We start from the raw sequence: 15,170 nt of genomic DNA on the forward strand, positions 1-15,170 counted from the left end.
TACGATGGGGTACGAGTGGCTGGCCATCGCCATGTTCGTCGGGTTCTTCTTCCTGCTGATCAGCGGATACCCGGTGGCATTCTCCTTTGCAGGAACAGCAATCATCTTCGGTTTGATCGGGTTGTCGCTCGATGCAGTCAAAATCGACCTGCTGCGCCTTCTGCCGAACCGCTGGTTTGGTACAATGTCCGATTTCACCCTGCTGGCGATACCCTTCTTTATCTACCTTGGTTCAGTTCTTGAAAAATCGGGTCTGGCTGAAGAATTGCTCGAAACCGTCGGCATTCTGCTTGGTCCGTTGCGCGGCGGCATTGCGCTCGCAGTGGTTGTCGTGGGAACCCTGCTGGCGGCCACAACCGGCGTCGTCGCTGCGACCATCATCGCCATGGGGCTGATCTCGCTGCCGATCATGGTGCGCCTGGGGTATGATAAGGGTCTTGCAACCGGCGCCATTACGTCGTCGGGAACGCTGGCGCAGATGATTCCGCCAAGCCTGGTGCTCGTCGTCCTCAGCGATCAGATTGGCGTCTCGGTCGGCGACCTGTTTGCCGGCGCGCTGATACCGGGGTTGATGCTGGCCGGCTCGTATGCGCTCTACTGTGTGGTGATCGCCTATCTGAAGCCGGAACTCGCGCCGCCGCTGCCGCTGGAAATGCGCCAGATCCGCGGTCGGGCGCTCCTCCTGAAGTCGTTGAAGGCGCTGGTACCGCCGATCGCGCTGATCTTCGCTGTGCTCGGCAGTATCTTCTTCGGTCTGGCAACGCCGACAGAAGCCGGTTCGGTCGGCGCGGTCGGCGCGATCCTGCTGGCGTGGGCGAATAAACGCCTGAACTGGAAATTGCTGGCGGACTCGGCGCTCAGTACGGCGCGCACGAGTACGCTGGTGATTATGATCCTGTTTTGCTCGACGTTCTTCTCATTGATCTTCGAGGCGCTCGGCGGCACGAAGTTCGTGACTGAGGTCCTGACCGGGTTGCCCGGTGGGATTCTGGCATTCGTTATCGTGAGCAATATCGTTGTCTTTCTGCTCGGCATTTTCCTTGAGTTCGTCGAAATCTGCTTCATTGTGATGCCGCTCTTCGTTCCCGCTGCCACTGCACTCGGCGTCGATATGATCTGGTTCGGCATTATGATGGCGGTCAATTTGCAGACGGCGTTCGTGTCGCCGCCGGTCGGCTTTTCGCTCTTCTACCTCCAGAGCGTCGCGCCTCCCGAAGTTGAGACCGCCGATATCCACAAAGGGGCGCTGCCGTTCATAGCGCTGCAACTCGTCGTGCTGATCCTGGTCATCCTCTTCCCCGGCACGGTGACGTGGCTGGTCGAGCGGGTGCAGGGGTGAGGCGAGAGGGGCGAGAGGCGAGGGGCGAGGGGCGAGAGGGTCCTGGCAGCCGTGATCACTCCTCTTTGGAAGCGACAAGCGGTTCAGGGTCCACTGGCGGGTTCTGGCGTTCTGATCGCCACATCCATACGGAGATTGCCAGCCCGACGATGCAGAGCGCGATGCCAGGAGGTGCGTCCCAGGGACGGTAGCGCAGGATCACCTCAATCTTCCCTGGCGGAACGACAGTGTTGAGCCAGGGTCCTTCCAGAAGAACAGCAGGCGCTCCATTTACCCGAGCCTGCCATCCTGGCCACGTATACTCCTTGACGCTCAATGTCCCTCCTCCGGGTGAGTCGCAGATAATGCGCATATCGCCCCCCAGTCCTGTTGCTGTGCAAACGGAACGCATTCCGTCAGCGCCGGTTACGGCAGCATATTCATTTCCGGGCGGCGGCGCAGCAATAGTGAGGGTATCGACGGTCGCCAGCACGGTCCAGCCTTCCGAGGGCGCTGTACAAAATGCAGCCACCTCTGGTTCGACCGGCGGTCGATCCTTGAAACGCCACGGACGAAAACCGGCGCTGATCTTCAGGTTCCGGCGCACGGCGAGTTGCGAAAACAGGTTCTGCGCGTCTGGACGTGAGTGGTCTTGTGCTGATCACAGAATCCGCTATAATACGTACTGTCTGTCGCAGCAGCGCACCGCAATGACGGCGGATCGCTCTGCGCACTTTTTTGCCATCTCTACGCGGTAAGTGATCAGTGCCATGAAAACGCCCGATAGTCAGCGACCGGCTGAAATGGCGAAAGCCTACGAATCGCAGCGCGTTGAGCAGCGCCTCTACGAATGGTGGGAGCGCAGCGGCTTCTTCACGCCGCCCGAAACGTCCGACCGTCCGCCCTTCGTTGTTTCAATGCCCCCGCCGAATGTGACCGGCGAACTCCACATGGGGCACGCGATGTTCGTCACGATTGAGGATGTCATGGTGCGCTGGCATCGGATGCTCGGCGAGCCGACGCTCTGGTTGCCCGGAACCGATCACGCCGGCATCGCCACGCAATTGCAGGTCGAACGGTTGCTCCAGAGCGAGGGGACGAGTCGTCAGCAGATCGGTCGTGAGGAGTTTCTGCGCCGCACCTGGGAGTGGAAAGAAAAGTACGGCGGCGAAATCACCCGTCAGTTGCGTCGCCTCGGCGCCTCGTGCGACTGGACGCGCGAGCGGTTTACGCTCGACCCGATGCTCTCGCGTGCGGTGCGCGCCGCCTTCAAGCGGCTGTACGACGACGGCCTGATCTATCGCGGCTATCGCCTGGTCAACTGGTCGCCCAACCTGCAAACTGCGGTGAGCGATCTGGAGGTGGAATATGAAGAGCGCGACATGGCGATGTATCACGTGCGCTATCCGCTCGCCAGCGATGACTGGCGTCCTGGCGTCTGGGGCAGCGGTCGGTGGGCTGCCGGCGCCCCAGAGTTTATCACCGTCGCCACCACGCGCCCGGAAACGATCATGGGTGATACCGCAGTGGCGGTGAACCCCGACGATCCGCGCTACCGACATCTGATCGGGCGGATGGTCGCGCTGCCGGCCATTGGCCGCCTGATACCGATTATTGCCGACGACTACGCCGACCCGGAGTTCGGCACCGGCGCGGTGAAAATCACGCCGGCGCATGACCCGAACGACTATCTGGTGGGTCAGCGCCACCATTTGCCGATGATCAACATCATGAATGCCGATGCGACCCTCAACGCCGAAGCCGGTCCGTATGCCGGGCTGGATCGCTTCGAGGCGCGGCGGCGCCTGATCGATGACCTGGAACGCGAGGAGTTGCTGGTCGAGGTGCGTCCCCATCGTATGTCAGTGGGGATCAGTCAGCGCGGCGGCGAAGTCGTTGAGCCGCTTCTCAGCGAGCAGTGGTTCGTGCGCGCCAAACCGCTGGCTGATCTGGCGCTCGCAGCAGTGCGCGAAGGACGCACCCGCATTGTGCCGGAACGCTTCGAGAAAGTGTTCTTCCACTGGCTCGAAAACATTCAGGACTGGTGCATCAGCCGTCAGCTCTGGTGGGGTCATCGCATTCCCGTGTGGTACACGCCCGACGGCCAGATGATCGTGCCCGGTCCCGACGATCCCGATCCACAGGGTGAAGGGCTGGTTCAGGACCCGGATGTGCTCGATACGTGGTTCTCCAGTGCGCTCTGGCCCTTCTCGACGCTTGGCTGGCCCGACGATACGCCGGATATGCGGCGCTTCTATCCTACCAGCGTTATGGAAACAGGGTACGACATCCTGTTCTTCTGGGTCGCGCGCATGATGATGATGGGGTGCTACCTGACAGGCGAAACGCCCTTCCATACGGTCTACCTCCACGGGCTGGTGCGCGACAAAGATGGACGCAAGATGTCGAAAACCTATGGCAATGTGGTCAATCCGCTGGATGTGATCGACCAGTATGGCGCCGATGCGCTGCGCTTCACGCTGGCGACCAGCAGTTCGCCCGGTCAGGACCTGAACCTCAATCCGGAGCGCATTGAGTCGGCGCGCAACTTCGCCAACAAATTGTGGAACATCGCCCGCTTCGTGCTCTCGAAACTGGACGACGCGAACGGGTCACAAGCCATCGGCGATCCTCAACCGGCGACGCTCGCCGATCGCTGGATCCTGTCGCGCTACCATCGTCTGGCAGCAGATGTGGATCGGTTGATGCAGGCATACAATTTCGGCGAGGCGGGGCGCGGCATCCAGGATTTCCTCTGGAGCGAATTCGCCGACTGGTACGTCGAAGTCGCAAAAGTGCAGTTCGAGCAGGGATCGCTCAGGCCATCGACGCGCGCCGTGCTTTATACGGTGCTGGAAGGCGCATTGCGTCTGTTGCACCCGTTTATGCCGTTCGTGACCGAGGAAACCTGGCAGTATCTGGTGGACGACCGCCGATCCGACACTGCTCCGGTGTCGATTATGATCGCGTCGTATCCACAACCAGACCCGACGCAGATCGATGAGCGCGTTGAGCGAGATTGGGCGCTCGTCCAGGCGCTGATCACCGGCATCCGCAACATCCGCACCGAATACAAAGTCGAACCGGCGCGCCTGATTGCGGCGACGATCGTGGCAGGCGCACAGATGACGCTGATCGAATCACAACGTTCGATCATTGCGCGTCTGGCGCGTGTCGATGCCAATCAATTGACGATCATCGAAGCGCTCGATCAGACGCCATCGAACGCCGCAACCCTCGTGATCGGAGCGGTCGAGACCTATCTGCCGCTTGCCGGTATGATTGACCTGGAAGCCGAGCGCGCGCGTCTGCTCAGAGAACTGGAAGCGGCGCAGGCGGAAGCGGCGCGGCGCGAAGCGCGACTGTCCACCCCTGGTTTCGTTGACAAGGCGCCTGCGGCTGTGGTGCAACGCGAACGCGACGGCCTGGCGGCCGTTCGCGAAACCATCGCTCGCTTGCAGGATCGCCTGGCGCAGCAAGGATTACACCCATGACAGCATCTACCTTTCTGATTACCGGCGGCGCCGGTTTTCTTGGCATTAATCTGATCCGCTACCTGCTGGAGCGTGGGCATCCCGTCGTCTCGCTTGATATTGCCGACTTCAACTACCCGGAACGGAACCAGGTCAAAGCAATCAAAGGCGATATCCGCGATCGTTCGAGCGTTGATCGCGCCATGGAGGGCGTGCAGATCGTTGTGCATGCGGCGGCGGCGCTGCCACTGTATAAAAAAGAAGACATCTTCTCCACTGACCTCGACGGCACGCGCAATGTGCTGCAATCAGCCTTCGAGCACGGCGTCGATCGGGTGATCCATATCTCTTCGACGGCGGTCTACGGGATTCCTGATCATCACCCGCTCTCCGAGGACGACCCGCTCCACGGCGTCGGTCCCTACGGTGAGGCGAAGGTGAAGGCTGAGCAGATCTGCCTGGAGTATCGCGCCAAAGGGATGTGTGTGCCGATTATTCGCCCGAAATCATTCGTCGGACCAGAGCGTCTTGGCGTATTTGCGCTGCTCTATGATTGGGCAAAGGACGGGAAGAACTTCCCCATGATCGGCAGCGGTAATAACCGCTATCAGTTGCTCGATGTCGAAGACCTGTGCGAAGCGATCTACCTGTGTGCGACGCTTGATCGGGATCGTGTGAATGACACCTTCAACATTGGCGCGAAAGAGTTCACGACAATGCGCGAAGATTATCAGGCTGTGCTGGACGCTGCCGGTTTCGGCAAGAAGATCATTCCCTTCCCCGCAGCGCCGGCGATCTGGACGTTGCGCGCTCTGGAGGCGCTCCGCCTCTCGCCGCTCTACAAGTGGGTGTACGAAACCGCCGCCACCGACTCGTTCGTGTCGATCGAAAAAGCTGAACGGTTGCTCGGGTTCACGCCGAAGTACTCGAACAAAGAGGCGCTCGTTCGTAACTATCGCTGGTATATTGAACATCTGCAGGAGTTCGAAGGCGCTTCGGGCGTCTCGCATCGCGTCCCGTGGAAACAAGGCGTGCTGCGCCTGGCAAAGATCCTTTTCTGAATCGCCGCTGCAAATATGTGGTATAGTAGCAGGGTGAACGTCTGAAAAACCACGGAGTTGTGCGCTTGATACGTCACCCCGGTATGCGTCGTCGCTTCGTTCTTGTCCTTTTGGGCGTTATGGCGCTGACCGGCATCATCGCCATTGCCCGTCTCGGCTTCGAATGGAAACAGGCGCTCGACGATGTGGACGCGATGATCGTGACGCCTGTCGTCCTGGCGCCGACCCCTGAACCGGTGATCAGCGCTCCGGCGCCTGCCGACACATCGGTGGGTCCTGTCCTCCCTGTTCCTCTTCCTACCGTCGCGCCAACGGTTGCGCCAGAGAATGATGATCCGGTCAATATTCTGCTCCTCGGCGCCGATGCGCGCGCTGATGAGGAGATCAGTCGCACCGATGCGATCATCCTGCTCCACATCAACCCGCGCACCGGTCGTGTCAGTATGCTGTCGTTCCCGCGCGACCTGATGGTCGATACGCCAGGGTTTGGACGCCGAAAAATCAATTCGGTCTATCTGCTCGGTGAAACCCGTCTCGGCAAAGGATACGGCGCCGCTCTGTTGAAACAAACCGTCTCCGATCTGGTCGGCGTTCCGGTGCATCACTTCGCTCTGATCAACTTCGAGGGGTTTCGCAGGGTCATCGACCTGGTCGGCGGCATTTCTATCGATGTGCCCAAAGAGATCGATGATCCGCGCTATCCGGTGGATGCGTTCCCCGGCGATGTGCGCACGATGCGGGTGCGCTTCGAGCCGGGGCGGCAGTGGATGGATAGTGAACGCGCCTTGATCTATGCGCGCACACGCCACGCCGATAGCGACTTCGGACGGAATCAGCGTCAGCAGCAGGTGTTGCTGGCGCTGGTCGAGCGTGTGCGTGAACGAGGACTGATTTCGCAGATCAACAAGATCGACGACTACACCAGCGCCCTGCGCGACTATGTGCGCACCGACGTGCCGCGCAGCGAGATGATCCGCCTGGCGCGCGCTGCGACCCGGCTGGACCTCGATAATATTCAGCGGTATGCGATTGACTCGAAGATGATCATTACCCTGGGCGACCCCGATACCTTCGCCGCCGATCCTGAAGCCGTGCGCGAGATCGTTGACCGTATGATCGCCGGCGGCGTCCCCACGCCATAGGAAGAAGAGCATGTCCGGCGCTTCGGGTGCGGTTGTCCGCCGTGTCGCAACCGCTGCGCTCCTGATCGCGGCTGGCAATATCGCCAGTCGCCTGATCGGCGTGGTGCGCGAGGCGGTTATCGCCGGTCTCTTCGGGCGCGGCGCGGATGTCGCCGCCTTTACCGCCGCTTCCGCCGTTCCCACGATAGTCTACGATCTGCTGGTCAATGGCGCGATCAGCGCTGCGCTCGTGCCGGTATTCAGCGCGTATGCGGAAGAAGACGACGCCGCCTTCTGGCGCGTTGCCGCCACCGTCGTCAATCTGGCGCTTGGTGCGATTGCGTTGACCGTCGGCTTCCTCGTCTGGCAGGCGCCGGCCGTTGTGACGCTGCTGGCAGGCGGGTTTGCGCCTGAACTCCGCGAACAGACCATCGTGATGACCCGTCTGCTCCTGCCGTCGGTTTTCTTTATGGGGCTTTCGGGTCTGATTACGGCGCTGCTCTATGCACGGCAGCGGTTTCTCCTGCCCGCGTTTACAACCAGTATCTTCAATCTGGGGATTATTCTCGGCGCTGTGTTGCTGCAATCGTGGTTCGGTTCGCTCAGCCTGGTCGCCGGTGTATTGCTTGGTTCAGTCTTGCAGGTCGTGTTGCAACTCCCCGGTCTGCGTGATGCGACGCATGTTCCGTTCCTGACGCTCGACCTGGCGCATCCCGGTGTGCGCCGGATTCTCGCGCTCTACGCGCCGGTTGCGTTGGGGATCGGTTTCTCGGTCGCCGGAATCGTGATCGATCGCAATCTGGCGTCGCGCCTAACGCCGGACGCTATTCCGACCATGCGCTATGCCACGGCGCTCATCCAGTTCCCCCTCGGTCTGGTGGCGGCGGCGGTGTCGTTCGCCGTGCTCCCGACCCTCTCGCGCCAGGCGAGCGTCGGTGATGAAGAGGCGTTTCGTGTGACCCTGGCGATGGGGATCAAGGTTGTGTTGTTGCTCATCCTCCCGGCGACCGCCGGCCTCGCAACACTGGCGGCGCCGGTCGTCGCGCTGCTCTATCAACGCGGCGCCTTTGGCGGCGAAGATACACAGGCAACGGCGCGCGCGTTGCTGTTCTACCTGCCGGGATTGCCTGCGGCGGCGCTCGACCAGATGATCCTGTTTGCATTCTATGCGCGCCAGCGCACTCTGACGCCGAATCTGGTGCAGGGAGCGGCGATACTGATCTATGCAGCCACGGCGCTTCCGCTGCTGTTTCTGACGCCATTGGGGGTGGCGGCGCTCATTCTGGCGAATTCGGCGCAGTGGATCGGGCACGCGCTGATCCTGTACCTTCTCTCGCGGCGCCTGGTGGATCTCGGCGGTCTGCGTATCGGCGAAACCTTGTGGAAGTGCCTGGTCGCCTGCACAGCGCTGTTTTTCCTGGCATGGTTGCTGGGCGACGCCCTGGCGTTTGCCGGTCCGCTTGTGGCGTTGCTCGGGGCGGGCGGGCTTGGAGCGCTGGCATATGCTGGCGTCTGCCTGGCATTGCGTGTCGAAGCGCTCGACTTCCTGATAACTACCCTTCGGCAGCGGGGATTCTTCCCTACCGCATAAGGGAACTCCTACGCTTTTCCTTCCTTGCGCTTCATCTTAAGATATGGGCATCTTCCTCACCCCTGGGGTGGCTCCGGGTAACGATCATTTCTCGCCTCTTCTCTTTGATCGTCTCTCGACGATGCGTATCTGCAAGCATGGTCGAAGGCGAACCCTGATCGAAGCGCTGGTTCTGGCGCAGGTCTGAGTTCGTGGTCGAGCAATGCCGGGATGCAGTCGTTATTGGGAGTGCATGTGGCGCCAGGATTGGGGAAGATAGCGGACGTCGGAATTGGGAGATCGACACAAAACCTGAGAGGAGCGCATGGAACAGAACATCATCACGGGCGTGTTTCTGCCGATCGCAATCGCTATCATCATGTGGGGCATGGGTCTATCGCTGGTCGTGGATGATTTCCGGCGGGTGCTGTTCTACCCGAAAGCGGTCGCCATTGGTCTGTTCGGGCAGTTGGTCGTCTTGCCGCTGGTTGGCTTCTTTATCGCCTCGACATTCAACCTTCCGCCTGAATATGCCGTCGGGTTGATGATCATCGCTCTGTGCCCCGGCGGTCCGACGTCGAACCTGATTTCGTTCCTCTCGCGCGGCGATGTCGCCCTGTCGGTGACATTGACAGCCGTATCGAATACGGTGACGGTCATCACCATTCCGCCGCTGGTCAACTGGATGCTGATCCACTTCCTGGGTCAGGGAACAACGCTTCAATTGCCGTTTTTGCAGACCGTCGTGCAGATTTCGCTACTGACGATTGTTCCGGTTGCGCTCGGCATGTGGATGCGGGCGAAGCGCCCTGAGTTTGCCGCCGAAGCCGACTTCCCGGTGAAGGTCGCATCCGTGACGCTGCTGGTTCTGGTGATCCTGGCGGCGATCATCCGCGAACGGGCTATCATCGTCCAGGCATTCATCGATGTCGGTCCGGCGACGCTGATGTTGAGCGCCATGAGCATGCTGATCGGTTTTGCGATTGCCGTGATCATGCGTCTCAACTGGTCACAGCGCATCACGAGCGGCATCGAAGTCGGCATCCAGAACGGAACGCTGGCGATTGCGCTGGCGTCGGGCGCAACGTTTCTCAACAATCCCGCGATGGCGATCCCGCCGGCGATCTACAGCCTGGTGATGTTCGGCACAGCTGCGGCGTTCGGGTTCTTCGTCAATGCGCGTATTGGGCGCCGGCAGTGCGGTTGCTGCCGCGATCGCTTCCGCCTGGACATTTTCGATCTCAACCGGACGAAGGGCGAGCGCGACAGCGAGATCCCGGCGACGGTCGCAACCGCTTCATCCGGTCGTGTGCAGACCTCGACCGGTTTCTGATAGAGGATCACCCAAAACCTGGACGATCCAGAGATGAGGCGCGGCGGACGCTGGCTGAGCCTGTGGCGATGGATTGCGCAGGCCGGTCACCGAAAGCAATCAAGGAAGTGGCGCGGCGGACGCTGGCTGAGCCTGTCGAAGCCAAGTCCGCCGCAAGACGGTCAACACGGGCAATGATTGCGCAACATCCGGTTGTTTGCGCTACAAGGTTGGATCGTAAAATCTGATACCGATGCGCGGTCATTTGGACCATACTGCCGGGGCGCGCGGCAGGATGCCGGAGCGCTGCGGGCGAACGCCCTCGCTGCGGTTCGACCGTGCTCACCGCAGGCGGTTCGACCGTGCTCACCGCACGTGCAAGCCCCGTTGGGGCTGCTGACGCCAGGACGCGGTCATGCGTCCACGACTGCCAGCGCGCGTTGCGGATTGTTACGCCTTGCCCAGCGAACGCGCGAACATTTTGTCTGACTGAACACCATTTGGTATAGCAACGAAAAACGCGACAGCGCCCCTTGACGGGATGCGCCTTCCCCGCTATACCCTAGTAACAGATGGGGAGTAGCACCCGGATTTTCCGGGTCGGGCGGCCGTCATCACGGAAAGAGATTTCCCGGCTGCCTGAACGAAACCGCAAGACCATCGCTTGAAGAGCGGTGGTCTTGCGGTTTGTGTGCGGAGAAGGGAGAACGGCGCATGAAACCTTCAACTGTACAACCGGATATCGAGCGGACAGGGTCTTCTCCGGCACATGGCGATACAGCGCCGGAGCACTGCTGGCATGCATACGCTGTTGAAGAGGTTTTCGCCTTGCTCGGCAGCGCACCCGACGGATTGAGCAGCAATGAAGCCCGCAAACGTCTGGAGCAGTATGGTCCCAACGAACTTCAGGCGGCGCGGCGCATTTCACCGTGGGAGATTCTGCTCGAACAGTTCAAGAATGTTCTGATTATCATCCTGCTGATTGCAACGGCGATTTCGTTCTTTTTGGGTCATGGCGTTGAGTCGATCGTCATTGCCATTATTGTGCTGTTTGCGGTGCTGCTTGGGTTTATCCAGGAATACCGCGCCGAGCGCGCTATCGAAGCCTTGCAGCAGATGGCGGCGCCAACCGCAGCCGTGCTGCGTGATGGGCAGGAGATCCGCATTCCAGCGGGCGATCTGGTTCCAGGCGATGTCATTCTGCTCCACACCGGCGACCGTATTCCAGCGGATGCGCGGCTGATCGAAGCGATCAACCTGCAAATCGAAGAGGCTGCACTGACCGGCGAGTCGGTTCCGGTCGAGAAACACGCGCATCCGCTGGGGCGCGACAATTTGCCGCTGGGAGACCGCAAGAATATGGTGTATGCCGGTACGTCGGCGACGTACGGGCGCGGAAAGGCGCTGATCGTTGCCACCGGTATGCGCACTGAGTTCGGCAAAATCGCCCAAATGCTCCAGACGGTCGAGACGGTGCGCACGCCGCTGCAGCAGAACCTGGACCGGGTTGGCGGCGTGCTGGCGCGTGCAGCGTTCGTTGTCGTGGCGCTGATCGTGGCGCTTGGGCTGCTTGCGCGGGCAACCGATCATCGACATGCTGATCTTCGGCATTGCGCTGGCAGTGGCGGTTGTACCGGAGGCTTTGCCCGCCGTCGTCACGATTTCGCTGGCGATAGGCGTGCAGAAGATGGCAAAACGTCACGCGCTCATCCGTCGCCTGCCAGCGGTTGAAACACTGGGCAGCACCTCGATGATCTGTACCGACAAAACCGGCACGTTGACAAAGGATGAAATGACGGTTCGCCAGGTCTTCACTGCCGGGAAATGCTTTGCCGTCTCTGGCGCCGGGTACGCGCCCGCAGGCGAGTTCCTTCTCGATGATCATCCGGTTTCACCGCCTGAGCCGCTCGTGCTCACCCTGAAAGCGGCGGTTCTCGCGTCGGATGCGCGCCTGATTCGGAAAAATGATGGCAGTTGGGACATCAAGGGCGATCCAACCAAAGGCGCGCTCGTGGTCGTGGCTGCCAAAGCCGGATTGTGGAAAGAGACCCTCGATGCTGCGAGTCCGCGCATTCACGACATCCCATTTTCGTCCGAAACCAAGCGCATGACCACGCTCCATCGGGGAGCGGATGGCGTAACCGCGTATGCGAAAGGTGCGCCGGAAGTCATTCTGGAGGGATGCGACACGGTCATCACTGCCGACGGCATTCGCCTGCTGGACGATGCCGGGCGCGAGCAGATTCTGCAGCAGGCGCAGGAGATGGCGAGCCAGGCGATGCGGGTGCTGGGCATTGCGTTCAAACCAGGCGCAACGCCCGAAGATGCAGAGATCGGTATGACCTTCCTGGGTCTGGTTGGAATGATCGATCCGCCTCGCCCCGAAGCCAGAGATGCAATCGCCACATGTATCGAAGCCGGTATTCGCCCGGTCATGATTACCGGCGACCATCCCTTGACGGCGCAGGCGATTGCAGGGGAGTTGCACCTGCTCAACGGCGGTCGAGTGGTGACCGGCGCGGAACTGGAGTCCATGTCGGATGAGCAGTTGAAGCGCGCAGTTGAGGACATTCGCGTTTATGCGCGTGTTTCGCCGTCCCACAAACTGCGGGTAGTAACTGCCTGGCAGTCGAACGGCCATGTGGTTGCCATGACCGGTGATGGCGTCAACGATGCGCCGGCGCTCAAACGGGCCGATATTGGCGTGGCAATGGGCATCACCGGCGCCGATGTGACCAAAGAAGCCGCAGCAATGACCCTGACCGACGACAACTTTGCCTCGATTGTGGCGGCGGTGGAAGAGGGGCGCGGCGTCTTCAGCAACATCAAGAAATACCTGATGTATCTGCTCTCGTCCAACATCGGCGAGATCGGGCTGATGGCAGGCGCGTCGTTCCTGGGGCTGCCGCTGCCGCTCTCGGCAGTGCAGATCCTGTATGTCAACCTGGCGACTGACGGATTACCCGCGCTGGCGCCGGCCGTCGACCCGCCGGAAGCCGACCTGATGAAGCGCAAGCCGCGCAATCCCCAGATCGGCATTTTCACGCGCCCGGTGGTCGCGCTCATGGTGCTTGGCGGCGTCTGGTCGACGATTGTCAACCTGGCGCTCTTTATATGGGCGCTGAATTCGGGGCGTAGTCTGGAAGAGGCAATGACGATGACGTTCGTTTCGCTGGTGTTGATCCAGTTCTTCAAAGCCTATAACTTCCGTTCGGACCGGAATTCGGTGTGGAATAAGCCATTTGCCAATAAATGGCTCAACCTGGCAATCATCTGGGAACTGGTATTGCTCTCGCTGATCGTGTATCTGCCGTTCCTGCACAATGCCTTTGGGACCTACGCCCTGCCGCTGACCGACTGGCTGATCATTGCAGGGCTGGCAGCGACCGTGGCGCCGGTGCTGGAACTGGCCAAGTGGGTGATTCGCAAAGGATGGTTTGGACTGATCGATCCCGATGCGTGAAGGATACTTCTGGCGCTCATGCGCGGTCATTCGTACCATACTGCCGGGACGCTGCGGGCGAAAGCCCTCGCTGAGGACTGAAAGCCCTGCGGGGCTGCTGATGTCGATGCGCAGTGCGTCCACGACTGCCAACGCGCGTTGTGGATCGTTACGCCTTGCGAACCGGGCGCTCGAATATCTTGTCTGACTGGCCGCAAGTTAGTATGGCTTTTGGGCAGTGGCGGTGGCTTCGACAGGCTCAGCCACCGCTGCCGCTGCCGCGCCGCCGATCACGCTTCTGGCGCGAGCCGAAGTCAAGCGAGGCGGCACAATCCGTGAGATGTTGAGGAAGACCGTCGTCATCAGCAGGGCTTCAGGCTTATCTGATTATTGTACCTGCTCGAAAGATAGAACCCTACATTTAGGATTTATCCACAGTTATCCACAAATTGTGAATAACTGTAACAATATGATGACAGTTTTCGTGCGGGGAACGGTATTGTCGCGCGTTTTTCCGGCAAGTCTCTGTGTGATCCAGCGGTCGGCGTCGGCTGGGCCTGTCGAAGCCAGCGCGTGGCGCCAGACCGCCTGTTCAGACGATCGTCTTGCGTTCAGCAAAGCGAAATGTCGCATACTGAAGCGCAGAACCCAGGTCGCTGAAGACGCTGACATCCCGCAGTCGAATGCCAAGTCCAATAATAGTCTGCGCCACTTCGGGGCGTACCCCCACTATCGCCACTTCCGCGCCCAGCAGACGCAATCCATGGATCAACCCTGTCAGACCCTGAGCGACGTGCGTATCGATCAGCGGCACACCGGTGACGTCCAGAATGAGCATTCGGGCATGGGTGCGTTCAACCCGCCGGAATGTCTGGTGCTGCAACTGATGCAACCGATCCCCGTCGAGTGCGCCAATGAGCGGCGCGACCAGCACATCGCGCCCGACCGGCAGGATTGGCAGGCTGAGTTCCCGGATGATGTCGCGCTGGACGGCAATTTCTTGCAGCAGGCGCTCCTGTTCGGTTGAACGTTCCTCCAGTTCCTGCACGATTTGCTGGAGGGTTTCGGTTTGCATCTGAACGCGCCGATCGAGTTCTTCATTCAATGTTTGCAACGCCTGCGTCGTCTGATCGGCGTGGCGCTGCGCCTGACAGAGCCGGCGCTGAAGGCGTTCGTGCCCGGTGCTAATCAGGATGCCGGTCAGAGCCGTAAAGAAGGAGAGCAGCCCGATGCCAACAAACAGTGTATTGCGCAGTATTGTATTTTCTGGCGGCGGCAATGCGACGATCAAGGCTCCGATGCCTGTCAGAGCGCCGAGCAGCGTGGCGATGACGCCAATCGGCGGCAGCACTGCGGTAGCGATGAGCAAAGGCGCCGGCAAGAACAGCAGTGTAACGAGCTGATCGGCATTCAGTATTGCGGAGCCAACGATGCCCACAATTGCCATGCCAACTATAATGCCGCCTGCAAGATTGACCCGTCCGTTGCGCGCCAGGATGATCACGGTCGTCTGCACGACGAAGCTGGCAATGATGGGAATAGCGACGCGCGATACAGGCGCGCCTGCAACTGTAACATAGGCTGCCAGTAAGATGCTCGTAAGGATCAACCCATATGCCAGCAAGATGACGTTCTGCCCGCGTCGTTGAGCGTCCTCATCAGGGTGTCTGACAGCAATCAGAGATGCGAGAAAGTGGCGCATGGCGTTTGCTCCTGGAACGGGCTATCCGATAATTCACTACCGTACACTTTTTTACGCAAAGCTACTCTACCATCTGGAAGGCAACGGGAATCTCTTTGCCTTCGTTCAAAAGGTGCTCCAGCAAGCGCAACCCCAACTGAAAGAGGCTCAGATCGCAACGCTTGCCGCGGT

11 protein-coding genes are annotated in these 15,170 nt (G+C 60.3%); 8 read left to right on the forward strand and 3 right to left on the reverse strand.

The features are described 5' to 3' along the window. Positions 1 to 4 precede the first annotated feature (4 nt). Positions 5 to 1,339 (forward strand): TRAP transporter large permease, encoded by a 1,335-nt coding sequence (locus tag AC3EA7_RS09145; protein WP_488613738.1) that lies wholly within the window; start codon positions 5 to 7, stop codon positions 1,337 to 1,339. A gap of 55 nt (positions 1,340 to 1,394) precedes the next feature. Here the strand turns inward: AC3EA7_RS09145 and AC3EA7_RS09150 are convergent, their stop codons facing one another. Continuing rightward, positions 1,395 to 1,925: a hypothetical protein gene (locus AC3EA7_RS09150; protein ID WP_488613739.1), complete on the reverse strand. Its 531-nt coding sequence runs from the start codon at positions 1,923 to 1,925 to the stop codon at positions 1,395 to 1,397. A 163-nt stretch (positions 1,926 to 2,088) separates the two neighbouring features. On the opposite strand from AC3EA7_RS09150, the gene AC3EA7_RS09155 reads away from it, so the two are divergent. The 7 genes from AC3EA7_RS09155 (at position 2,089) to AC3EA7_RS09185 (ending at position 13,318) form a co-directional block, all read left to right on the forward strand. Continuing rightward, entirely contained in the window at positions 2,089 to 4,812 is a 2,724-nt protein-coding gene (locus AC3EA7_RS09155) for a valine--tRNA ligase (RefSeq protein ID WP_488613740.1), read from the forward strand. After that, the gene (locus tag AC3EA7_RS09160) at positions 4,809 to 5,852 is read left to right on the forward strand and encodes an NAD-dependent epimerase/dehydratase family protein (protein ID WP_488613741.1); all 1,044 of its coding nucleotides are present in this window, start codon (positions 4,809 to 4,811) and stop codon (positions 5,850 to 5,852) included. Before AC3EA7_RS09155 ends, AC3EA7_RS09160 begins: the two co-directional genes overlap by 4 nt. Before the next feature lie 59 nt (positions 5,853 to 5,911). Beyond that, complete coding sequence (locus AC3EA7_RS09165; protein ID WP_488613742.1) at positions 5,912 to 6,994, forward strand: LCP family protein; 1,083 nt, start codon at positions 5,912 to 5,914, stop codon at positions 6,992 to 6,994. A gap of 10 nt (positions 6,995 to 7,004) precedes the next feature. Further along, a complete protein-coding gene (gene murJ, locus AC3EA7_RS09170; protein ID WP_488613743.1) occupies positions 7,005 to 8,564 on the forward strand; it encodes a murein biosynthesis integral membrane protein MurJ in 1,560 nt (519 codons plus the stop codon). Between the two features lie 304 nt (positions 8,565 to 8,868). Continuing rightward, positions 8,869 to 9,876, forward strand: a complete 1,008-nt coding sequence (locus tag AC3EA7_RS09175; protein WP_488613744.1) for a bile acid:sodium symporter family protein — start codon at positions 8,869 to 8,871, stop codon at positions 9,874 to 9,876. A gap of 693 nt (positions 9,877 to 10,569) precedes the next feature. Continuing rightward, on the forward strand, positions 10,570 to 11,586 hold the full coding sequence (locus AC3EA7_RS09180) for an HAD-IC family P-type ATPase (RefSeq protein WP_488613745.1): 1,017 nt from the start codon (positions 10,570 to 10,572) through the stop codon (positions 11,584 to 11,586). Further along, complete coding sequence (locus tag AC3EA7_RS09185; protein ID WP_488613748.1) at positions 11,477 to 13,318, forward strand: cation-translocating P-type ATPase; 1,842 nt, start codon at positions 11,477 to 11,479, stop codon at positions 13,316 to 13,318. Before AC3EA7_RS09180 ends, AC3EA7_RS09185 begins: the two co-directional genes overlap by 110 nt. Before the next feature lie 198 nt (positions 13,319 to 13,516). Here AC3EA7_RS09185 and AC3EA7_RS09190 read toward each other — a convergent pair whose 3' ends face one another. After that, a complete protein-coding gene (locus AC3EA7_RS09190; RefSeq protein WP_488613746.1) occupies positions 13,517 to 13,660 on the reverse strand; it encodes a hypothetical protein in 144 nt (47 codons plus the stop codon). Between the two features lie 229 nt (positions 13,661 to 13,889). Beyond that, positions 13,890 to 14,999, reverse strand: coding sequence for an STAS domain-containing protein (locus AC3EA7_RS09195; RefSeq protein ID WP_488613747.1), 1,110 nt, complete (start codon positions 14,997 to 14,999; stop codon positions 13,890 to 13,892). Between the last annotated feature and the right edge of the window lie 171 nt (positions 15,000 to 15,170).

Source organism: Roseiflexus sp. (assembly GCF_057785375.1).